Here is a 20,977-nt window from a genome sequence, read left to right on the forward strand (position 1 = left end):
GGGCACGGTCAGGGCCCGGCCGCGCGCCGCGAGCTCCAGGTCAGCAGCCGCTCCAGCGGTCCGCGGCCCAGCTGCCACCGCCACACCGACGCCAGCAGCACGGCGGTGAGGCTGAAGCGCACCCACTGCCCCCAGGACTCGCCGTAGTCGACGTCGAACACCTCGATGGCCACGATCTGGGCGGTGTAGACCGACAGCGCCAGCGCGCCCACCGACGCCAGCGGCCAGGTCAGCCGCGGCAGCAGGTCGGCGAGGACCAGGCACAGGCCGATGACGGCGACCGCCACCCCGCCGGACCCGAGCACCTCGAACGGCGTGCTGCTGTGCGGCTCGGCGCCGGCGAACCAGGCCGGGTCCCACTCCCCCTCGGCGCCGAACCCGGCCTCGATGCCGGCCAGCCGCTCCCCGGGCGCGAACTCCAGGGTGCTCAGCCGGCCCCCGACGTAGCCGAGCACCGCGGCGGCCGCGCCGCCGGCCACCAGGCCCGCGCGCACCCGGGCGGCGGCGAGGTCCATCCGGCCGACCGCCAGCCCGGCCAGCACGAAGGCCAGCCACACCGCCGCCGGGTAGTAGCCGGTGAACAGCAGGAAGGCGAAGGCGTTGCCCTCCTCGCCGTGCTCGGTCGCGTACCGGCCGACCGCGAGCGCCAGCGGCGGGCCGGCCAGGGCGACGACGCCGGCGGCCAGCAGCAGCCGGGCCGGGGACCAGCGCAGGAACGGCAGCGCCAGGACGAACAGCGCCGCGTAGACGCCGAGGATGATCGCGACGAAGGTGTCGAGCAGCTCCAGCACGCCGCCGATGGCGAACACCCAGGCGGCGCGGACCAGGATCCGGGTCCGCGCCCGGGCCAGCTCGTGGCCGGCCGGCGGGGTGCGCCCGCCGGACAGCAGGGCGATGGACACCCCGGCCAGCGTGGCGAACAGGATCGACGAGCGGCCGTCGACGACCGCCCGCCAGGTGGCCGGGTCCCAGCCGAGCTCCCCGGTGGCGCCGAGGTGGGCGCCGAACATGCCCAGTACGGCGAGCCCGCGGGCGAGGTCGACGCCGCCGAGCCGCCGGGGGGCTGCCCGCTCGGGCCCGGGAGACCGGCGGGCACTCCCGACCTCGTCCTGCTGCGCGGTCACGGGGTCGACACCTCGGGAGCGCTCAGCCGCGGGCCGTCCCGGCCCCGGTCAGGACGGCGTCCAGGCCGTCCTCGACGTCGAAGAACCGCGGCAGCGGCCGGTCGGCGTGCAGCCGCAGCAGCCGGGGCAGCCGGCGCAGCCGCAGCAGGTGCGTGTCGCGGACGGCGTCGTTGTAGAACCGCCGCGCCAGCGCCATGCGGGCGTCGGCCTCGGCCAGCGCGGTCAGCCGCGCCGTCGGGATGCCGGGCACCTCGCGGGGCAGTGCGCGCAGCTCGCGGCCGAGGGCGTTCTCGGCCAGCTCGCGGTCCCCGCTCCGCGGGTGGTGGGCGTCGTGCGCGGCGGCCTTGAGCCGGACGGTGCGGTCCTCGCCGAGCGCGGCCGAGCAGTCGGAGGCCAGGTCGGCGGCGAGCGCGGCGCGCTGCTGCAGCCGGTCGTCGAGCACCGTCCACGCGCGGGCCACCCGGACCTCCAGCCGCCGCAGCCGGGTGAGCGTCCAGGCCGTCCAGCAGGCGAGCAGGAGCACGACGACGCCCGCGGCGAGCAGCATCCAGGCATCGGGCGTCACGCCTGACCACGCTAGCGGCGGACGCGCCTGCGCAGGGACGGCAACACCCCGTCCTCTGCGCCCGGGGTACCGGTGGCGGCGGCCAGCTCGTCGTCGTCGGCGGCGGTGACCCCGCCGGCGCCGGGCACGGCGACGGTCTCGTAGACAGCGAGCACCTTGCGCGCCACCACCTGCCAGTCGTACCCCGCCGCGGCCTCCCGCCCGGCCGCCGACAGCGCCGCCCGGCGCGCGGGGTCGTCGAGCAGCCCCGACAGCGCCCGGGCCAGGGCCGCGCCGTCCCCGCGGCGGACCAGCACCCCGGCCGCGCCGTCCTCCAGCACCCGCGCGAAGGCGTCGAGGTCGCTGGCGACGATCGGCGCACCGGCCGCCATGGCCTCGATGAGCACCACGCCGAAGCTCTCGCCGAGCAGGTTGGGCGCGCAGTACACGTCGACCGAGCGCAGGAACGCGCCCTTGTCGGGCTCCGACAGCTCGCCCAGCAGCGCCACCGACGGGCGCAGGTCCTCCCCCACCGCCTCGTACAGCGCGTCGGGGTCGCCGCGGCCGGCGACGAGGAGGCGCGCGCCGGGGTGGTCGCGGACGACGGTCCGCATCGCCTCGAGCAGCACCGGCAGGCCCTTGCGCGGCTCGTCGTAGCGGCCGAGGAAGCCGATCGTGGGGCCGTCGACGCCGCGCGCGGCACCGGGCAGCGTCGGGCCGTCGGCGAAGGCGGGCACGTGCACGCCGTTGGGGATGATCACGGCGTCGCCGCCGAGGTGCTCGACCTGGACCCGGCGGGCGAAGTCGGAGACGGCGATCCGGCCGCTGATCCGCTCCAGCCACGGGCGCACGACCGGGCCCCACGCGACCAGCCACTTGGACCGGACCGTCGCGGCGTGGAAGGTGGCCACGATGGGCCCCTTGGCGATCATGCAGACGAGCAGGCCGATCGAGGGCGGGGCGGGGTCGTGCACGTGGACGACGTCGAAGCGCCCCTCGCGCAGCCAGCGCCGCACGCGGGACGCCGACACCGGCCCGAACTGCACGCTGGCCATCGAGCCGTTGTACGGGATCGGCACGGTGCGCCCGGCGAAGGTCAGCCAGGGGTCGGTCAGCGACTCCTCGCGCTCGGCGGGGGTGAGCACCTCGACGTGGTGGCCGAGCCCGCGCAGCGTCTCGGCGAGGTCGCGCACGTGGTACTGCACCCCGCCGGGCACGTCCCACTGGTAGGGGCAGACCAGGCCGATCCGCATCAGCCGCGCTCCCCCGCCGGCGGGTCGGGCGGCACGTCGGCCCAGATCCGGCCGAGGACGTGCCAGTCCTCGGGCTGCCGGGCGATGCCCGCGGTGAAGGCGTCGGCCACGCCCTGCATCGCCCCCGCCACCCGGTCGCGCAGCCGCGGGGCGCCGTCGAGCCGCACCTCCGGGCACACCTCGTGCACCCAGCCGCGCTCGCTGAACCGGGACACGACCGGGTGCAGCGCGGCCCCGGTGCGGGCAGCGAGCAGCGCCGGACCGCCGGGCATGGTGGTGGGCCGGCCGAAGAAGTCGACCGGCACCCCGGCGGGGCCCAGGTCGCGGTCGACCAGCAGGCACACCGAGCGGCCGCCGTCGAGCCACTCGCGGAGCACCTCGGAGCTGGACCGGGCGCCGCCGGTCAGGGGCACCACCCGGAAGCCGAGGGTCTCCCGGTAGGCGAGGAAGCGCTCGTAGAGCGACTCGGGGCGCAGCCGCTCGGCGACGGTCATGAACGGCCCGCCGAGCCAGTCGACGAACCACACCCCGGCCGCGTCCCAGTTGCCGCTGTGCGGGAGGGCGAGCACCACCGGCCGGCCCTGCTCCCGCGCCCGCGCCAGGTGGTCCCGCCCGACGAGGACGGTGTCCCGCAGCACCCGCTGCGTGTCCAGCCGCGGCAGGCGGAAGGCCTCCTGCCAGTAGCGCGCGTAGGAGCGCAGCGCCCGGGTGGTGAGCTCGTCGAGCGCCTCCTCGTCGAGCTCCCCGCCGGTGGCGACCCGCAGGTTGGCCCGCAGCTGGCGGGTGCCCCGGCCCTGGCGGCGGGCGGCGACCCGGGCGACCGCGTCGAAGCCGCCACGGGCGACCGGCTCGGGCAGCCACTGCACGGCCCGCCAGCCCGCGGCGAAGCCGAGGTCGGTGGCGCGGGACGCCAGACGGGCACGGCGCCGGCTCACGGAGCCGGTGCCGACGGCGACAGGGTCCGGCCGCGCGCACCGCGGTGGACGGCGGCCACCCGCTGCCCCACCGTGACGGCGCCGCCGGCGACCAGCAGCCACAGCCCGACGTCGACGGCGTAGGGGATGCCCAGCCCGGTCAGGCCGGTGCCGGTGAGCACCAGGATCAGCCGCTCGGTGCGCTCGACCAGCCCGACGTCGCACGGGATGCCCACACCCTCGGCGCGCGCCTTGATGTAGCTGGTCAGCACGCCCAGGGTGAGGCCGACGAGGGCCAGCAGCGCGAGCAGCCGGTTGTCCCCGGCGCCGGTGAACCACCAGACCAGCGCCCCGAAGACGGCGGCGTCGACGGCGCGGTCGCAGGTGGAGTCGAGCACCGCGCCGAACGCCGACCCGCCGCCCCGGGCGCGGGCCAGGGCGCCGTCGAGCATGTCGAGCAGCACGAACAGCGTGACGGTGAACGCGCCCCAGAACAGCTCGCCGCGGGCGATGAGCAGCACCGCGGCGGCGATGGCGCCCAGCGTCCCGGTCACGGTCACCGCGTCCGGGGTCACGCCGGCGCCGGCCAGCCGGGTCACCACCGGCGCCCAGAACCGGCCGACGGCCGCGCGCGCCCCCTGCCCGAGCACGTCAGCTCCCCGGGACCGGCGCCGCGGCACCCGGCCAGTTCCGGGCGAGCAGCGCGCGGGTGTCGGCCAGCACCTGCGGCAGCACCCTGGTCAGGCCGATCACCGGCATGAAGTTGGTGTCGCCGCCCCAGCGCGGCACCGCGTGCTGGTGCAGGTGGTCGGCGATCCCGGCGCCGGCCACCGACCCCTGGTTCATGCCGATGTTGAACCCGTGCGCACCGCTCACCTGCCGCACCACCCGCATCGCCGTCTGCGTGAACGCGCCCAGCTCGGCGACCTCGGCGTCGGTGAGGTCGGTGTAGTCGGGCACGTGCCGGTACGGGACCAGCATCAGGTGTCCGGCGTTGTACGGGTAGAGGTTGAGCACGGCGAAGACCGTCTCGCCGCGGGCGACCACCAGGCCCTCCTCGTCCGACATCGCCGGGATGAGGCAGAACGGGCAGTCGTGCTCCCCGGTGGGCTTGCCCGAGCCGCGGATGTAGGCCATCCGGTAGGGCGTCCACAGGTGCTCGAAGACGGTCGCCGGGCCGCCGTCGTCGCTGGAGACCGGGACGGAGAACCCGTCCGGGCCGACGGTCACGGCCGCTCCAGCGGCACGTCGGCCGACGGGTCGGCGTTGTGCCGGGCGGCCACCCAGGCGACCACGGCGTCGACGGCGTCGTCGATCGGCACCCCGTTGCGCTGGCTGCCGTCGCGGTAGCGGAAGGAGACCGCACCCGCCTCGGCGTCGATGGCGCCCGCGATGAGCACGAAGGGCACCTTCTGCTTGCTCGCGTTGCGGATCTTCTTCTGCATGCGGTCGTCGGAGTCGTCGACCTCGACCCGGATGCCCCGTTCCCGCAGCCGCAGGGCGACGTCGCGCAGGTAACCGACCTGGTCGTCGGTGACCGGGATGCCGACCACCTGCACCGGGGCCAGCCAGGCCGGGAACGCGCCGGCGTAGTGCTCGGTGAGGATGCCGAAGAAGCGCTCGATGGAGCCGAACAGCGCGCGGTGCAGCATCACCGGCCGCTGCCGGGAGCCGTCGGCGGCGGTGTACTCGAGGGCGAACCGCTCGGGGAAGTTGAAGTCCACCTGCAGGGTCGACATCTGCCACGACCGGCCGATGGCGTCGCGGGCCTGCACCGAGATCTTCGGCCCGTAGAACGCCGCGCCGCCCGGGTCGGGCACGAGCTCGAGCCCGGACGCGTCGGCGGCCGCCTGCAGCGCCGCGGTGGCCCGCTCCCACTGCGCGTCCTCGCCGATGAACTTCGGCGAGTCGTCGCGGGTGGACAGCTCCAGGTAGAAGTCGTCGAGGCCGTAGTCGCGCAGCAGGCCGAGAACGAACTCGAGGACGCCGCGGATCTCGGCGGCCATGTCCTCGCGGGTGGTGAAGATGTGCGAGTCGTCCATGGTCAGGCCGCGCACCCGGGTCAGCCCGTGCACCACCCCGGACTTCTCGTAGCGGTAGACGGTGCCGAACTCGAACAGCCGCAGCGGCAGCTCGCGGTAGCTGCGCCCGCGGCTCCGGTACACGAGGATGTGCATCGGGCAGTTCATCGGCTTGAGGTAGTAGTTCGCGCCCTCGAACTCCATGGGCGGGAACATCGTCTCCGCGTAGTACGGCAGGTGCCCGCTGGTGAGGAACAGGTCCTCCTTGGTGATGTGCGGGGTGTTCACGAAGGAGTAGCCGGCCTCCTCGTGCCGCTGCCGGCTGTAGTCCTCCAGCTCGCGCCGGACGATCCCGCCCTTCGGGTGGAACACCGCCAGCCCCGAGCCGATCTCGTCGGGGAAGCTGAACAGGTCCAGCTCGGCGCCCAGGCGGCGGTGGTCGCGGCGCTCGGCCTCGGCGAGGTGCTCCAGGTACCCCTTGTGCGCCTCGCGGCTCTCCCACGCGGTGCCGTACACCCGCTGCAGCTGCGGGTTCTTCTCGTCGCCGCGCCAGTAGGCCGCCGCCGACCGGGTGAGGCTGAACGCCGGGATGCTGCTGGTGCGCGGCACGTGCGGGCCGCGGCACAGGTCGGTCCACACCCGCTCGCCGGTGCGCGCGTCGAGGTTGTCGTACACGGTCAGCTGCCCGCCACCGACCTCGACGTCGGCGCCGTCGGCCCCGGCGCCCTTGAGGCCGATGAGCTCGAGCTTGTACGGCTCGTGCGCCAGCTCGGCGCGGGCGTCGTCCTCGGTGACCTCCCGGCGCGAGAAGCGCTGGCCGGCCTTCACGATCTGCTGCATGCGCTTCTCCAGCGCCTGCAGGTCCTCCGGGGTGAAGGGCCGCTCGGGGTCGAAGTCGTAGTAGAAGCCGTTCTCCACCGGCGGGCCGATGCCCAGGCGGGTGCCGGGGAAGAGGTCCTGCACGGCCTGGGCGAGCACGTGCGCGGTCGAGTGCCGGATGACCGCGCGGCCCTCGGGGCTGGCGGCCACGACCGGCTCGACCTCGGCGTCGGCGTCCGGGACCCAGGACAGGTCGCGCAGGTCGCCGGAGGCGAGGTCGCGGACGACGACGGCGCCGTCGGGACCCTTGAGCGCGACCCCGGCGTCCTTGAGCGCCTGCTCGGCCGTGGTCCCGGCCGGCACCCGGATCGGGGTGGTGACGGCGGGGGCTGGCGCGGCGGACACGGGATCTCCTGGGGGTCGCTGGGCGGTTCGGGCGGCGCCGGCACGGGACGGGCGTCGCGCAGGCCAGCGTATCGACCGCCGCGGCGCTCACCCGGCCGACTCGGCCCCTCCCGCGAGGGTCACCACCGGGTCGCCGACACCGACCGTCCCCGGCCGGTCCACCTCGGCGTAGACCCCCAGGCAGTGCTTCGGCAGCCGGGTGACCTCGAGCACCGCCGTGCCCAGCCGCAGCCGCCGGCCCACCCAGGTGCGCTCGTCGTCGCCGGGCAGGTCGAGCACCAGGTTGGCCCGCGGGTCCTCGGCGCCGCAGCCGGCCGGGACGACGCCGGCGGCCGCCCGGTCCAGCGCCTGGCGGGAGACCAGGTGCACCGCCGCGGCGCCCTCGGGCCGGCCGGTCAGCGGCTCGAGCCGCACCGGACCGCCCACCGCGGCGGCGACGGCGGCGGTGTCGGCCGCGGGGTCCCCGGTGGCGGCGACGCCGGCCAGCGCCGGCGCGTCGCGGCCGCGCAGCACCCGCCCGGTGGCGTCGACGACGGCGAACGCGCGGTCGCCGGCCAGCCCGCCCGGGCCCACGTCGGCGCGCGGCAGCGGCGTCGCGGCGCACCCGCGCACCGGGTAGACCGCGATCCCGACCACCGTGCCCGACGTCACGGCGGCCACGCTAGTGCGGTCAGGCGGCGGCGGGACCCCGGCGGCGCAGCCGGCGCAGCTGGGACTCCAGGTAGGGCCGGGCCCGGCGCTGGCCGCCGCGGACGGCGATCGCGGCCGCCAGGTCGGCCAGCACGCGGGCCAGCCGCGCCTCGTCGGCGGGCCAGCCGCGGCGCAGGCACTCCTCCAGCCACTCGACCGGCGCGGTGTGCCCCCGCTCGCCGTTGCAGCGGCGGCACGCGGCGACCTCGTTCTCCAGCCACGACGGGCCGCCCTTGACCCGCGGCACGACGTGCTCGGTCGTGGCGGTGACCTGCCCGGTCAGCGCGCGGCCGCACCAGATGCAGGTGGGTCCGTCGCGCTCCACGGCCGCGTCCAGGCGGGCGGCCCTGTCCAGTGCCATCCCCTCCATGGTGCGCCCGGCCGCGGCGCCGCGGACCCCCGCGCCGGTGAGACCGGCGACACGGCGTGCCCGGTACCGATGAGTTCCGTCGTGGGCCAGGGTCTCCCCGACGACACCGACCGACCCGGACGGGCCGACCGCCGGACCAGCAGTGAGGAGCACGACATGGGCGTCATCAGGGTGCACGAGTTCACGACCGTCGACGGGGTCGCCGACGCGCCGATGTGGACGGTGGACTACGGCTTCCCCGACGACCTGGCCGCCTCGATCGGCAACATCACCGCACCGGCCACGGGCATCCTGCTCGGCCGGAACACCTTCGAGATGTTCGCCCCGGCCTGGTCCACGCGGACCGCCGAGGAGGACGAGGGCGCGCCGTTCTTCAACGACACGACGAAGTACGTCGTCTCCTCCACGCTGACCGACGCCGAGTCGGTGTGGCGCAACTCCACCGCCGTCGGCGGCTACGACCCCGACCGCATCCGCGAGCTGAAGGCCGACCGCGACCTCTACGTCAGCGGCAGCGTGACGCTGGTGCGGGCGCTGGTCGCCGACGGCCTGGTCGACGAGCTGCACCTCTACGTCTACCCGCTCGCCGTCGGACAGGGCGTCCACCTGTTCCCCGAGGGCACCTCGCAGAAGCTCTCGCTCATCGGCGTCGAGGCGCTGAGCAACGGGGTGGCGCACCTGACCTACGGCCCGGCCTGAGCCGGCGGGAGCCCCGGACCGCGTGGTCCGGGGCTCCCGGTCACGGCCGCCGGGACCACCGCAGGACCGGCCCACGCGTCCGAGAGGGAGTCACATGGCCAAGCTCGTCTACTCGATGATCACCTCGCTCGACGGCTACGCCGAGGCGGCCGAGGGCGACCTCGGCACGGGGGCCGAGGTCGAGGAGGTGCACACCTTCATCGGCGACCTGTTCCGGCCCGTCCGCACGTTCCTCTACGGCCGGCGGATGTACGAGACGATGGTCTTCTGGGAGACGGCGCACGAGGAGCCCGACGCGCCGCCGCACATCGTGGAGTACGCGCGCGACTGGCAGGCCGCCGAGAAGATCGTCTACTCGACGACGCTGGAGTCGGTGTCGAGCGAGCGGACCAGGATCGAGCGGAGCTTCGACCCCGACGCGGTCCGCCGACTCAAGGCCGGGTCCGACCACGACCTCTCCGTCGACGGCCCCACCCTCGCCGCGCAGGCGATCGCGGCCGGCCTGGTGGACGAGTACCACCTGTTCATCACGTCGAGCGCGGTCGGCGGCGGCAAGCGGTTCTTCCCCGACGGGGTCCGCCTCGACCTCGACCTGGTCGACCAGCGGACCTTCGCCAGCGGGCTCATCTACGCGCGCTACCGGACCCGCTGAGCCCGGACACCGAGCCCCGGACACGACGAGGGGCCGGGCTCCCCCGTTCCCGGGTTCGCGCGGCCCCTCGTGCCGGTGGGCGATACTGGGTTCGAACCAGTGACCTCTTCGGTGTGAAGGTTCGAATCACGCTATGTGGTCACGCCCGCAAGCCTGGCGGTCGAATTGATTTCCGCAGGTCAGAGCGCTGACTTGCATTCTTGGACCGTTGCGCCCGTCTGACCAGCACAGAGGCCCGAAGAATGCTCGCGTGTCCTAGCTGTGTCCCTGAATTAGCAGGTCAGACGGCAGGTCGTCCTCCTCGTGTTGTAGCCTCTCCCGCTCACAGGGGGTTGGGACACAGAGCTACAGAGAGTGATGGGCATGGCCTCGATCGAGCCGCGCAACGGCGGCTTCCGTGTGCGCTACCGAGTGCACGGCGCTAGCCGAAGCAAGACCTTCTCCACATGGAAGGCTGCACGGGAGTTCAGGACCCAGGTCGAGGCAGACCTCGCTAGCGGGGCAGCCATCGACCCTAGGGACGCCCGCATCACCCTGAGCGCCTGGACGAGGGACTGGCAGGCAACTCGCCTCCACCTGCGCGCAAGCACCAATGAGAAGAATCGTCACCTTGCTAATAGGTACCTGGCTGAGTTCGGCCGGCTCCCCCTCGGTGACCTCACAACGGCAGACATCCAGGCATGGGTAGCACGGCTGGACGTGAAGCCGTCCACAGCGCACGAGCTGCACAGCGAGCTCAAGAAGTGCCTCGACGCCGCCGTGCAGGCCCGACGCCTGCGGACGAACCCGTGCATCGGGGTCAACCTGCCAGCCAAGCAGCGCGAGCCCATGACGTTCTTGTCGCCTACCGAAGTCGCGAAGCTCGCGGAATCAATCGACCCACACTTCCGTAGCCTTGTGTTTTTTTGGCGTACTCGGGCCTGCGCATCGGCGAAGCAACCGCACTGACACAAGCGGACGTAGACAGGGAGCGCGGTCAGGTTCGCGTCAGCAGGACGAGCGTCGAGGTGGGCGGCGTCCTGCTGCTTCAGCCCGCAAAGACCCGAGCTGGCAACCGGACCGTCCCGGTGCCACCCAAAGTCTTGGCCATGCTGAACACCTCCGCAAGCGTGATTTTCACAGGGAAGGCTGGCGGACCCTTGCGCGTCAATGCATTCAGACGTCGCTATTGGCTTCCGGCAGCTCAAGCCTCTGGCCTCAAGGTCCGCATCCACGACCTGCGACACACCGCAATCAGCTATTGGATTGGGCATGGCGCCAACCTCCTCGAGCTGAAGACACGGGCAGGGCACACCTCATCAAACTTCACCATCGATCGCTACGGACACCTGATGCACACAGGGAACAGCACTCTCATGGCTGCACTGGACGCAGATATCGTATAGCCAGGACCGCCGGCGGATTTGCTTTATAACGCGACATGCGCTACCCTTAAGGTACAGCTTGAACGACTCGGGAATGTTTACGCACGAGGTTTCCTGACCGCCCGGCCTGACGGCATCCGAGTCCTGTCAGGTCGGGCGTTTTTTTCGCCCGCGTCCTGCCTGCCGTTGAAACAATACGGAATCTACCCCAGGGGAAAAGGCGGCGCGTGAGAGAGGCAGAAGTTGGCGGCTGATGCAAAGGTCAACGGGGCGGACACCAACCTTCGTCAGTGTCGTTGTCCTGGCGATTGAAGGCGGTTTCTTTTACCCCGTTCTCCCGCCGGTGTCCGAGCAGCAGCAGTGCAAAGAAATTAGAACCTAGCCAGTAGGCGCGGAACGGTCAGCCAGTAGCGCAGAGACGCTCAGTGACGCGCAGCCTCGCAAGCTAGACCAGGAGGTGACGGTTGCGTGTTTTCTCGAGGCCCGTCACACGACATCGACGAAACACTCAGAGGAGGAAATGCGGCCACACCCCTAGCCCGGGATTCTCGTGGTCTGTTTTCGCCGGACGTCCGAGCCAGACCCCGCCGCCGGGGTCCTTCAACGGCTAGGATTTCCGGGGAACGCCTGGGGGGATTATATCTATTGCATTGTTTTCATCTATTGCATTGTTTTCCAGTGTCTGACAATCAGCTTTGACTAGCCTGAGACGGGGTGCAGGGTCCTCCCTGCCAACGATGCCCCCTCTACTTCAAGGAGGAGTTCTACCCTCTGACCGCCCAGGTGGCGCACGTCACAGGACGTCGGATTGCACCGAACAGCCACGTCGCTGGTCTTTACGCCCACGGCAACACTTTTCTGACACGCGCAGATTGAACTGTCTGTCAACATGACCGATGCAGGGATCTCGGTTCGTTGGCTCCGAGGGATAGTGCGCCCATAGCCTGCAGTTCAGCCGCCCAAGGACGTCTGAAACGTGTAGTCGTTCGCCTCGAGGTCCTGCCGGCTCTTAGTCACCTCACCGCGCTGACCGACCTCCACCGAGTAGAAGTCAGCGTCCATCGGGACGTCAGGGAAGATAACGGTCCAAGTGAAGGCTCCGCCCCCCGACTCGCAATTGGCCTCCGAGAGGGCGCTGGCGCCAACCGTTTCACCGGCTCCCGTCTTCAGCGTCACAGGAGTTCCGTGATTGATGTCGGCATACGGTCCACCGCGATGCTGACACGCCGCATAGATGGTGCCGTCCACGTACCACGCGAACTCGAGTGTGACGTCATGCGTGGCCGACTCAATCGGCGTGGCCGGCGCGGCAGCCTCCGCCCCACCACCACAAGCGGTCAGCGCAACCGCCAAGACAGCAAGGGTCGGGTACAGGGCTGCCTTCTTCACTTGAGGCTCCTCCGGAGATTGGCAACGGGACGACCACGTTCCCTCTCTGCTAACGGCGAGGTCAAGCTTGAGGTCCCTGACCTCACTCGCTGGGGCGGTTATGCGCTTAGCGCCTACCACTGCGCGCGTACATCAAACGGTTGGTTGCTGTATGGTCACACCATGGCTCCCGCACTCCTCCACCGCCCGCCCCGTGCGCTGGGCTACTGCCGGGTGTCCACGGGCGAGCAGGTGAACAGCGGCGCCGGCCTGGATGCCCAACGGGCCGCTCTCGAGGGCGAAGCTGCCCGACGCGGTTGGGACCTCGAGTTGGTCATCGAGGAGGGCGCAAGCGCCAAGGACCTCAATCGGCCGGCCCTCAGAGCAGCTCTCATTCGCTTGGATGCTGGCGAGGCGGACGTCTTGATCGTTAGCAAGCTTGACCGCCTGTCCCGCTCCGTCAAGGACTTTGGGGGCCTCCTCGAGCGGGCTAGCAAGCGCAGCTGGTCCGTCCTGTGCCTTGACCTCGGCGTAGACACGACGACGCCCGTCGGCGAGTTCACGGCCAACGTCGTCGTGTCAGCCAGCCAGTACGAGCGCAGGCTTATCGGTCAGCGCACCAAGGACGCCCTAGCCGCTCGCAAGGCGGCTGGCGTGCGTCTCGGGCGTCCGCGCACTCTGCCCGCAGATATTGTCGAGCGCATCGCCCAGGCCAGCGCTCGCGGAATGTCCCTCGCCGCCATTGCACGCGCGCTGAACTCAGACGGCGTTCCAACTGCCCAGGGTGGGCGCCAGTGGTACCCCTCCACCGTTCGCGCCGTCCTTAGGACCAACACAGCCGACTGATCGATCGGCTGGGCTTGTCGAATGCAGTTGCGACGCGCGGCTCAGTCGGGTCGCCCTAACCAGACGATGTGCGTGTTCGGCTCACAAGGGATGGTCGCTGTTGCGTCATGCCAGTCCGGATCGACCGTCTCAATGGCAATGCCACGGTCCGTCGTCACGAGCTGGCCAACTACGCGCTCACCAGAAGTCTCAAGTAGCACTAATCCTGCGTGACCTTCCGCGCGAAGTCGGCGTAGAGGCTCGCGTTGCTCGCCCTCGTGGCTGCGACGATGCCACGGAAGGTATTGACTGCCGTGTCCACCGCAGACCGGTTGCGCAGCGCGCCAGCGACCGTCAACGGCTGTGCCAACTGGGTAGGAGCAAGAGCCAACACCGCATCTAATACCGGTCGCCACATGGCGACGGCGGCGGGGACTGTGGGTCGTCCCTTGAACTTCAAGGCATACCGATCGGGGATCGCCGTGTCGCACAACAGCGTCTCGCTGACGGCGCCAACCGCACCGACCGCGAGCATGGTCGCACCGCGAAGACCGAACCAGCCGGCCAAGTCCTGATCGAGCTGCGTCAAGTCGCCCTCATCGCGATTCCCCAAGTCGAGACGCAACTGCTCGATGGCACGCAGCAGACTGTAGGCAAAGAGGATATGCCTCGCCGTCGTGCGTTCGGGAAATACTTCGCTATAAATAGCGTCGGCTTCCCAAATCTGACCTTTGGCGTGGTAGGCGATGTCTGGGCGGCCATGAAATGCAGCCAGGGCTTGCGCGGCCACACTGGCTGAAATCTGGTTCTCCCCAGGACGTCTAATCACGTCCTCAGCTCCACCGCGTCGCCCGCCGTTGTAACCTACGACCCCCAGCGTCGAGAACTCATGCACGAGGCGCGCCTGGACACGGTCGTTGCTACGGAAGTCCGAGGCCTGCGTAGGATTCTGACGATTGTTATAGCGGATAATCTCCTGAACGGTTGCTGGATCATCGCACTTGATGAAGCGAGCCAGGAGTCTTCCTTCTGCGACGGCGTCTGCAGGGACCGAGCCGATAGCCCCAGTGGTCTGCGCACCGTTGACGATCGCGAGGCCGCGGACCTCAAGACTCGACCCGTCGTCGGCCGGCTCCACAGAGTGGACGAGTGCCGTGATGCCGTTGTTATAGGCCCAGAACTGACGAGGCGACTCCCTGGCGGACCGCTGGATCCCGTTGTTGATGTTGCCCTGCGCTCGCTGACTCCCAAGATATCCACGGATATTGGCCGAGAAGAGCCTCTGCCCGTGTGTCGCAAACTGCTCGTGCAGCCAGGAAGCTGGAATGCTGGTGCAGACAGCCGACCAGTTCTCACCCTGCTCTAGGAATGAACCTGACACCGGAATACTGAAGGTGTCCGTAACCAAGATGGGAGTGCGGGATCCCTCATAGCGGTCGGTCAGCGTCTCAACTCCCACCTCCCGAGCGGCCACCGACAAGTCCTCGATGCTGTACCGCTGCTGCGTCAGAAGGTAGGCAGCTCGCTCGACTGCCTTCAACTCGCTGGCGATGGAGGACGACTCCGGGAGGTTGTGAACTAGCCAGATCTCAATGTCCTTGATGGCGCCGTCTGCAAGAGCCTCGTGCACCTCCCGCCATGCCTCACGCAGTCGTTCGGGGACGTCGCTCGCGGACTGAGCGCCGAAGAGCCAGTTCACCGCCTGGTGAAGACTGCCGGCCTTATTGTTCGGCGCCTGAGGCCTTGGGACCGTTGCCTCATAACCTTGAGCAAGCAGGATCGACCCTGCGTCTCGATCGACGTATACAACGTCGCAGGACTTGTCGTCAGGGCCGTCGGTGACAGCGGACGCCGCCACGGATGCCACGTCCTCGAGGTCCCGGCTCAACTGCAGGGCGAACAGCGTCCGCTTAGCTGCACCAAACGGGTCCAGGTCGTCCCGCTCCGCGAGAGCAGCCTCCAGAGCCTCCGACACTCGTCGCTCCCCCATCGTCGCCCGCGTTGCCGCGGTACCTCAAGAGCCCCACAGGGCCTGACAGCTGTCGCCCGTCCCTGAGAGGTCCACCGCCTCCTGGCGCCGCCTCCGCTGACCTTTCGTAGCAGTACGGAACTGTACAGGTCCGCTAACGATCAGTTGAGTGGTGCATGACAGAGAGTGTTGGCCGACTCCCGAGCTGGCGGGAGTCCGGGCCGCCGCACCTGTGGATTAGCCGACGGCTCAGGCCGCCGTGCGGTACCAGCACCCGCATGCTTAGCACCGGGACCTCGGACGGACTGAGAGGGAACGGAATTGCACAGGGTATGGCGGAACGACTGGTGTACGTAGGCAGCGGCGTGCCTAGTCCTCCTCAACCGTAGATTCGTTCACCGAGATGATTGGCAACCGCATGACGCGGGCGACTTGATCCAGGAACCGAGTGCTCGTCACGAACCACTCCCTACCGGCGGAGCGAGCCACGCTTCGATAGTGATCCGCTGCTTCGAGCAACCGATGAAAGTCCGATTCGGCGTCCGACGTCGATCGGTCCCCCGTTGGATAAATGCGCAGGAGGATGGGCTCTTCCGGCAGCGCGGTGGTGCGTGTTTGGTTGCGGAATCGCTCGATGACATCACTGTCGCTTCGTCCGACCTTCATGAGAGTTCGCCCGCTAGCCGGATCGAAGGGGTACCGCAGGTAGTGAGGAAGCGCATAGGCATAGATGCCTACGTCGTTCCGAGCTTCAGCCTGTTCGGTATGACGCTGCGCCTCTCGAACCTCAACCACGCGGGCGGTCTGATCGTTCGCGCGCCTTTCCAGCTCCACGAGATTCGCCTCGAGGTACGCGCGCGCGTCCGGGGACAATCCTCCAGCTCTGAGCAAGGCCCGGAACTTGCGCGCGACCCCCAAGGCAACAGTCGGTCCTGTAGGCAAGTCACCCTCAAGGAGCGCCCTGATGGTTTGCGTGTAATTCCACACGAAGTTGGACGTCGAGACGCCCAACTCCGCTGCTATCTGGTCTGCGGTGAGATTCCTCTCGAGTCCCCTGTACACCTCGCCCACGCGCGACTCGTCACGTTCGAGCAGCGTCGAGAGCTCCTCGCGCACCTCCGAGCTGGGACAGGCCGGCCCGATCACATCTCCCGCTGGAGGCGGACCCATCTCCCCCGCGCCCGCTGAGGGGTCGCCAAGAGGGCCCTGCTGATGAAGAGGTTCCCACGCACCGGTCACCCCCACATCGTCTCAGCCTGACTTCAGGCCTCCCGGACACCGCGCTGTCAGGTAGGTCCGCCGACCGAGCCAGTGCGCCCTGCCTTCCATCCGTAGGACTAGCACCGAGCGGCTGAACGGCGCTCTGCCTAACGAACGAGGCTCCCGGAACCTCCGTGGCTGGCCTGGAGGCAGTCGGCGGCTCTGAGGGGGCGTCGAGGCCCTGTGCGCAGGGGTCCGCAGCTGCTTTCTCAAGCGGGGGCGGACGCTGCAAGCCGAGCGGTGTGTCCTAGTTGTGTCCCCGCCAGCTGGCTGGCCCCCGAGACGACGAAGGGCCAGGCTCCCCCATCTTTGGGTTCACCTGGCCCTTCGTGCTGGTGGGCGATACTGGGTTCGAACCAGTGACCTCTTCGGTGTGAACGAAGCGCTCTACCACTGAGCCAATCGCCCGCTGCGCGCTCCATGATGCCAGATGCTCAGCGCCAGAGCGGCACCCACCCCGGCACCCAGTCCGGCACGCCGGTCAGGTGCAGGACGACGACCATGACGCCGTAGACGAAGGCCGCCGTCAGCGCGCCGATGCCCAGCCGCACCCACAGCGGCTGCCGGCCCAGCCACTCGGTCCAGGCCCGGACGTGGCGCTTGGTGAACTCCAGCAGCCGCTCGGCCCAGGTGAACTCGCTGGCGAGCACGAACAGGCCGGCGATGACCGTGAGCCAGCCCGGACCCGGCAGCGGGATGGTGGCCAGCCCCAGGGCGACGACGAGGCCGCCGACGATCCCGACCACGACCCGGTAGGCGTGGTCGACCGAGCGCCGCGCGGCGATGCCCCGGCGCCAGCGGGCCTCGGCGACCCGCTCGCGCAGGCTGCGGTGCCCGTCCTGCGCCGCGTGCTCCCGCCGCTCCCGCGCGGTCGGTCGCGCCGCCGCCTCCTGCGGGAGGGGCGGCACGGTGTCCTGTCCGCTCAGCTGGTCACCTGCCCGTCCGCCACCACCTCCGACGGTTCCGCCGGAGCCTGCCGACCGGGCTCGATGCTGATCGCGTACGCCGCGTACTGGTCGATCCCGGTCGGGGCGGAGCCTACGGTCCGCAGGTCGGTCTGTGGGGAGATCACGTCGAAGGTGCCCAAGGCCACCGGGGCGTCACCCGCGATCCCCCACACCACGTAGGTGCTGTCGCTGCTGTCGTTGACCCGCAGCCCGTGGGTGACGACCTCCAGGCGGCCCTCCCGGGCGACCACGGTGGCCACCGCCCCGCCGTCGCCGGTCCCGCCGTCGCCCGCCCCGCCGTCGCGGTGGACCGGCGCGATGACCGCCCGGCCCGGCTGCAGCAGCGCGTCGATCACCTCCGCCTGCCCGGCGGCGACCGCCTGGGCCTCGTCCCGGGACGACCCCAGGACCACGTTCCAGGTGCCCAGCGCCAGGATCGCCGCGACGGCGGCCGCCACCAGGGCGTTGGGCAGCACCCGCCGCCACACCGACGGGGCGCCGACGCCGGGGGCAGCGGCCCGCGGGACGTAGTCGGGGAAGCCGGTGGCCGCCCGGCCGGCCGCGGTGGCGCCGGACCCGGGGACGTCGGTCCGCCGCCGCCCCCCGGGGACGCCGGGGGCGGGCGCGGTCTGGGGCGCGGGATCGGGCGGGGCCGGCACGGTGGGCCCACCGGGGTCCCCGCCCGCCACCGGGGCCGGCGGCGGCAGCTGATCGGTGCGCTCGACGGCCCGGCGCAGCCGGTCGCGGAGCCGGTCGGAGGGCTCGGCCGGTGGCAGGTCGCCGGCCAGCGCCGCCATCACCTCGGACGTCTCGGCCACCGTGCGGGCGCAGCGGGGGCAGGAGGCCAGGTGCGACGCGAAGACGGCCTCGTCCTCGGGCTCGAGCGCGTGCAGCGCCCAGCCGACGGCGAGCTCGTCGAAGGCCTGGTGGTCCTCGGGCCGCGGGCTCACCGGGCACCTCCGTCGACCGACGTGGGGTCGCTGAGCGCACCGCCGGCGGCGAGTCCGGCGACCGTGCCGAGCTCCTCCCTGAGCCTGCGCATCCCGGCGAGCATGCGGGTCTTGACCGTGCCCAGCGGCGCGCTGGTCAGCGCCGCGACCTCCCGCTGGGTGTACCCGCCGTAGTAGGCCAGCGTCAGCGCCTCGCGCTGGGCGTCGGGCAGCGCGCCCAGGGCCGCCCGCACCCGGTCGGACACCACCCGGCTCCAGGCCTGGTCCTCGACGTCGTGCGCGGCGGTCGGCGCGCCGAGCAGCAGGTCGTCCTCGGCACGGGACCGCCGGCGCCGGTGGGCCTCCTCGCGGCGGACGGCGTCGACCGCCTTGTGGTGCACCATCGCCATGAGCCAGGAGGAGAAGCTGCCGCGGGCGCCGTCGTAGGCGTGCGGGTCGCGCCACACGCTCAGGAAGACGTCCTGGACCACGTCCTCGGCGAGCGTGTCGTCGGCCAGGATGCGGCGGGCGAGGGCGAACGCGGGCTGGCGGAACCGGTCGTAGAGGTCGTCGACGGCACCACGGTCACCCGCGCGCACCCGCCGCACGAGATCGGCGTCACCGGGGTCGCCCTCCGGTGGTCGTGCCGGACGCGTCACGGACCCCATCGTCACACGGGGCCTTCGACAGGCACACTGATCCCGGTTCACCACGCCGTGAGTCGGGTAGTGACAGAACACCCGGACGGACGACACGCCCGGGCGCCGGGACGCGCAACGTCCAGGCGTGCCGGTCGTTGGAGAGGTCATGCCGCACCGAGATTCCCCCGGGTACTCCGTCCCGACGACGCTGCACCTCGTGGGTCCCGGCTCGTGGACCGAGGTGCCGGCGGTCCTGTCCTACGAGGTCAGCGACCCGTTCGCGGTCCGCATCGGCTTCGGCGACGTGGGTGACCCGGTCGACGACGGCATCACCTGGCTGCTCGGCCGCGAGCTGCTCGCCGCGGGCCTCGAGCACCCGGCCGGCGACGGCGACGTGCGGCTCTGGCCGGCACGCACCAGCGGCGACGTGCTGTACCTGCACCTGCGGGCCCCGTCGGGGGAGGCGCTCTTCGAGCTGTCGCGGGCGACGGTGGCCGCCTTCCTGCAGCAGACCGAGACACTGGTCCCGTCGGGACAGGAGACCGCGGCGCTCGACGTCGACGAGGAGCTGGCCGTCCTGCTCTCCGGCGGCGGCGCCGATCCCGGGGCCCGCTGACCCCCCGGGGGGACCCCCCGTGAACGCCCGCCTCCGGGTCGGGTATGGTTCTCCCTGCACGACAGCAACGCGGACGTGGCTCAGCTGGTAGAGCATCACCTTGCCAAGGTGAGGGTCGCGGGTTCGAATCCCGTCGTCCGCTCGAGACCTCGAGCGATGGTCACCAGACCGGCGCTCGTGTGTGCGGTGGAGTGGCCGAGAGGCGAGGCAACGGCCTGCAAAGCCGTCTACACGGGTTCAAATCCCGTCTCCACCTCGCCTCCGCACCGACGCGGTGGAGCGGGCCGGTCGCAGGACCGGACTCGGGCGATTGGCTCAGTGGTAGAGCGCTACCTTGACACGGTAGAGGTCACTGGTTCGAACCCAGTATCGCCCACCAGCACCGGAGCCCCGGACCACACGGTCCGGGGCTCCCGTCGTTCCCGGAGCCGTCAGCCGCGCTCCCCCACCGCCGGGGCGACGCGCTCGGCCCAGAACCGCTCCACCTGGTCGGCGAGCGCCTCGGGGGCGCCGCTGTTGTCCAGGACGACGTCGGCCACCGCCCGCCGCTGCTCGTCGGTGGCCTGCGCGGCGATGCGGGCCCGGGCGTCGTCCTCGCCCAGCCCGCGCAGGGCCAGGCGGGCCACCCGGGTCCCGAGGTCGGCCTCGACCACCAGCACCAGGTCGTGGTGGCCGGCCTGGCCGGTCTCCACCAGCAGCGGCACGTCCTGGACGACGACGGCGTCCGGTGGCGCCTGGGCGATGACCTCCCGCGCCCGCGCCCGCACCAGCGGGTGGACGATCCCGTCGAGCCGGGCCCGAGCGTCGGGGTCGCGGAAGACGATCGAGGCCAGCGCCGCCCGGTCCAGCGCGCCGTCGGCGGTGAGCACCTGCGGCCCGAACGCGTCGACGACCGCGGCCAGGCCCGGCGTGCCGGGCTCGACGACCTCCCGCGCGATCCGGTCGGCGTCGACGACCACCGCGCCGCGGGCGGCCAGCAGCGCCGCCACCGTGCTCTTCCCCGATCCGATCCCGCCGGTCAACCCGATCCGCAGCACGTACGGACGGTAACCAGCACGCGGGCGGGGGTCACGGACGGGTAACACCCGGGCGTCCGGTCCGGCGCGTCGCTCCAGTCACACGCGTCACTCCTCATAACGTCCGCCCCGGCGGTCACCCACGGAGGGGGACGCAGCCGAGAGAGGCAGGCACCACGATGTCGCAGACCCGCCCCGCGACCGCGACGGTCGTCCCCGGCTCCCGCGCCCGCGGTCGACACCGGGTGGAGCGTGCCGGCGGCATCCGGGTCGCCGACCTGCCCGCCGTCCGCGAGCGGCTGGCGGCGCACGCGACCGCCGCCCCCGTCCGTCCCTCGCGGCGCACCGCCTTCGTGCGCTGGCTGCTCGACGCCGCGCCGGCCGGCCGGCACACCTGGCAGTCGCTGGCCGCCGCCGGTGGCCGCCCCCGCTCGGCGTTCGCCATCATCCTCAGCCTCTAGCCCCCAGGACCCCTCTCGCCGGGTGCCCGCCCGGCCGCCCGGTGGGCCGGGGGCACCCGGCGCGACTCACGGCCGCCCCGTAGGGGTTTC

23 protein-coding genes and 4 tRNA genes are annotated in these 20,977 nt (G+C 71.4%); 10 read left to right on the top strand and 17 right to left on the bottom strand.

Translation table 11 applies throughout. From position 1 onward, the window contains the following. Positions 1-8: 8 nt before the first annotated feature. The 9 genes from ACI79O_RS11750 to ACI79O_RS11790 form a co-directional block, all read right to left on the bottom strand. Positions 9-1,124, bottom strand: coding sequence for a heparan-alpha-glucosaminide N-acetyltransferase domain-containing protein (locus ACI79O_RS11750; protein ID WP_456914212.1), 1,116 nt, complete (start codon positions 1,122-1,124; stop codon positions 9-11). A gap of 22 nt (positions 1,125-1,146) precedes the next feature. Then, a complete protein-coding gene (locus ACI79O_RS11755; protein WP_456914213.1) occupies positions 1,147-1,689 on the bottom strand; it encodes a hypothetical protein in 543 nt (180 codons plus the stop codon). 11 nt (positions 1,690-1,700) lie between these two features. Further along, the gene (locus ACI79O_RS11760) at positions 1,701-2,921 is read right to left on the bottom strand and encodes a glycosyltransferase family 4 protein (RefSeq protein WP_456914214.1); all 1,221 of its coding nucleotides are present in this window, start codon (positions 2,919-2,921) and stop codon (positions 1,701-1,703) included. After that, a complete protein-coding gene (locus ACI79O_RS11765; RefSeq protein ID WP_456914215.1) occupies positions 2,921-3,856 on the bottom strand; it encodes a phosphatidylinositol mannoside acyltransferase in 936 nt (311 codons plus the stop codon). The genes ACI79O_RS11760 and ACI79O_RS11765 overlap by 1 nt, the downstream gene beginning before the upstream one ends. After that, complete coding sequence (gene pgsA, locus ACI79O_RS11770; protein ID WP_456914216.1) at positions 3,853-4,485, bottom strand: phosphatidylinositol phosphate synthase; 633 nt, start codon at positions 4,483-4,485, stop codon at positions 3,853-3,855. Before pgsA ends, ACI79O_RS11765 begins: the two co-directional genes overlap by 4 nt. Position 4,486: 1 nt before the next feature. Continuing rightward, positions 4,487-5,065, bottom strand: a complete 579-nt coding sequence (locus ACI79O_RS11775) for an HIT family protein (protein ID WP_456877120.1) — start codon at positions 5,063-5,065, stop codon at positions 4,487-4,489. Next, positions 5,062-7,080, bottom strand: coding sequence for a threonine--tRNA ligase (gene thrS / locus ACI79O_RS11780; protein ID WP_456914217.1), 2,019 nt, complete (start codon positions 7,078-7,080; stop codon positions 5,062-5,064). The genes ACI79O_RS11775 and thrS overlap by 4 nt, the downstream gene beginning before the upstream one ends. An 87-nt stretch (positions 7,081-7,167) precedes the next feature. After that, a complete protein-coding gene (locus tag ACI79O_RS11785) occupies positions 7,168-7,731 on the bottom strand; it encodes an MOSC N-terminal beta barrel domain-containing protein (protein WP_456888117.1) in 564 nt (187 codons plus the stop codon). Between the two features lie 19 nt (positions 7,732-7,750). Then, entirely contained in the window at positions 7,751-8,131 is a 381-nt protein-coding gene (locus ACI79O_RS11790) for an HNH endonuclease (protein ID WP_456877117.1), read from the bottom strand. A gap of 165 nt (positions 8,132-8,296) precedes the next feature. On the opposite strand from ACI79O_RS11790, the gene ACI79O_RS11795 reads away from it, so the two are divergent. The 4 genes from ACI79O_RS11795 to ACI79O_RS11810 all read left to right on the top strand — a co-directional run bounded on the left by ACI79O_RS11795 (position 8,297) and on the right by ACI79O_RS11810 (position 10,876). Next, complete coding sequence (locus ACI79O_RS11795; RefSeq protein WP_456877116.1) at positions 8,297-8,839, top strand: dihydrofolate reductase family protein; 543 nt, start codon at positions 8,297-8,299, stop codon at positions 8,837-8,839. Positions 8,840-8,933: 94 nt separating this feature from the next. Then, positions 8,934-9,491, top strand: coding sequence for a dihydrofolate reductase family protein (locus ACI79O_RS11800; protein WP_456888115.1), 558 nt, complete (start codon positions 8,934-8,936; stop codon positions 9,489-9,491). Between the two features lie 363 nt (positions 9,492-9,854). Further along, the gene (locus tag ACI79O_RS11805; protein WP_456914218.1) at positions 9,855-10,439 is read left to right on the top strand and encodes a hypothetical protein; all 585 of its coding nucleotides are present in this window, start codon (positions 9,855-9,857) and stop codon (positions 10,437-10,439) included. Further along, on the top strand, positions 10,397-10,876 hold the full coding sequence (locus ACI79O_RS11810) for a site-specific integrase (RefSeq protein ID WP_456888111.1): 480 nt from the start codon (positions 10,397-10,399) through the stop codon (positions 10,874-10,876). Before ACI79O_RS11805 ends, ACI79O_RS11810 begins: the two co-directional genes overlap by 43 nt. Positions 10,877-11,806: 930 nt before the next feature. Here ACI79O_RS11810 and ACI79O_RS11815 read toward each other — a convergent pair. Then, positions 11,807-12,244 carry a hypothetical protein gene (locus tag ACI79O_RS11815; protein WP_456888109.1) on the bottom strand — a complete coding sequence of 146 codons (438 nt, stop codon included), beginning with the start codon at positions 12,242-12,244 and terminating at the stop codon, positions 11,807-11,809. 162 nt (positions 12,245-12,406) lie between these two features. Here ACI79O_RS11815 and ACI79O_RS11820 point away from each other — a divergent pair, with 162 nt between their 5' ends. After that, the gene (locus ACI79O_RS11820) at positions 12,407-13,069 is read left to right on the top strand and encodes a recombinase family protein (protein ID WP_456888107.1); all 663 of its coding nucleotides are present in this window, start codon (positions 12,407-12,409) and stop codon (positions 13,067-13,069) included. Positions 13,070-13,268: 199 nt separating this feature from the next. On the opposite strand, the gene ACI79O_RS11825 is transcribed toward ACI79O_RS11820, so the two are convergent. The 6 genes from ACI79O_RS11825 to ACI79O_RS11850 form a co-directional block, all read right to left on the bottom strand. After that, positions 13,269-15,023, bottom strand: coding sequence for an AIPR family protein (locus ACI79O_RS11825; protein WP_456914219.1), 1,755 nt, complete (start codon positions 15,021-15,023; stop codon positions 13,269-13,271). A 363-nt stretch (positions 15,024-15,386) separates the two neighbouring features. Next, positions 15,387-16,133: a GIY-YIG nuclease family protein gene (locus ACI79O_RS11830; protein ID WP_456888103.1), complete on the bottom strand. Its 747-nt coding sequence runs from the start codon at positions 16,131-16,133 to the stop codon at positions 15,387-15,389. A 477-nt stretch (positions 16,134-16,610) separates the two neighbouring features. Further along, a tRNA-Val gene (locus ACI79O_RS11835) sits at positions 16,611-16,685 on the bottom strand. A gap of 26 nt (positions 16,686-16,711) precedes the next feature. Then, complete coding sequence (locus ACI79O_RS11840) at positions 16,712-17,185, bottom strand: PGPGW domain-containing protein (RefSeq protein WP_456888101.1); 474 nt, start codon at positions 17,183-17,185, stop codon at positions 16,712-16,714. Between the two features lie 14 nt (positions 17,186-17,199). Continuing rightward, positions 17,200-18,174 (bottom strand): anti-sigma factor domain-containing protein, encoded by a 975-nt coding sequence (locus ACI79O_RS11845; protein ID WP_456888099.1) that lies wholly within the window; start codon positions 18,172-18,174, stop codon positions 17,200-17,202. Further along, a complete protein-coding gene (locus tag ACI79O_RS11850) occupies positions 18,171-18,821 on the bottom strand; it encodes a sigma-70 family RNA polymerase sigma factor (RefSeq protein ID WP_456914220.1) in 651 nt (216 codons plus the stop codon). The genes ACI79O_RS11845 and ACI79O_RS11850 overlap by 4 nt, the downstream gene beginning before the upstream one ends. 118 nt (positions 18,822-18,939) lie before the next feature. Between ACI79O_RS11850 and ACI79O_RS11855 the strand changes: the two genes are divergently transcribed. The 4 genes from ACI79O_RS11855 (at position 18,940) to ACI79O_RS11870 (ending at position 19,789) form a co-directional block, all read left to right on the top strand. Next, complete coding sequence (locus ACI79O_RS11855; protein WP_456888094.1) at positions 18,940-19,410, top strand: SsgA family sporulation/cell division regulator; 471 nt, start codon at positions 18,940-18,942, stop codon at positions 19,408-19,410. A gap of 69 nt (positions 19,411-19,479) precedes the next feature. Beyond that, positions 19,480-19,552: transfer RNA gene (locus ACI79O_RS11860), tRNA-Gly, on the top strand. A 43-nt stretch (positions 19,553-19,595) separates the two neighbouring features. Next, positions 19,596-19,666 (top strand) — tRNA-Cys (locus ACI79O_RS11865). A 48-nt stretch (positions 19,667-19,714) separates the two neighbouring features. Next, a tRNA-Val gene (locus ACI79O_RS11870) sits at positions 19,715-19,789 on the top strand. Between the two features lie 52 nt (positions 19,790-19,841). Here ACI79O_RS11870 and coaE read toward each other — a convergent pair. Then, complete coding sequence (gene coaE, locus ACI79O_RS11875; RefSeq protein ID WP_456888091.1) at positions 19,842-20,447, bottom strand: dephospho-CoA kinase; 606 nt, start codon at positions 20,445-20,447, stop codon at positions 19,842-19,844. 158 nt (positions 20,448-20,605) lie between these two features. Here coaE and ACI79O_RS11880 point away from each other — a divergent pair, with 158 nt between their 5' ends. Beyond that, a complete protein-coding gene (locus ACI79O_RS11880; RefSeq protein ID WP_456888089.1) occupies positions 20,606-20,887 on the top strand; it encodes a hypothetical protein in 282 nt (93 codons plus the stop codon). Positions 20,888-20,977 lie beyond the last annotated feature (90 nt).

Source organism: Geodermatophilus sp. SYSU D00696, from assembly GCF_054050235.1.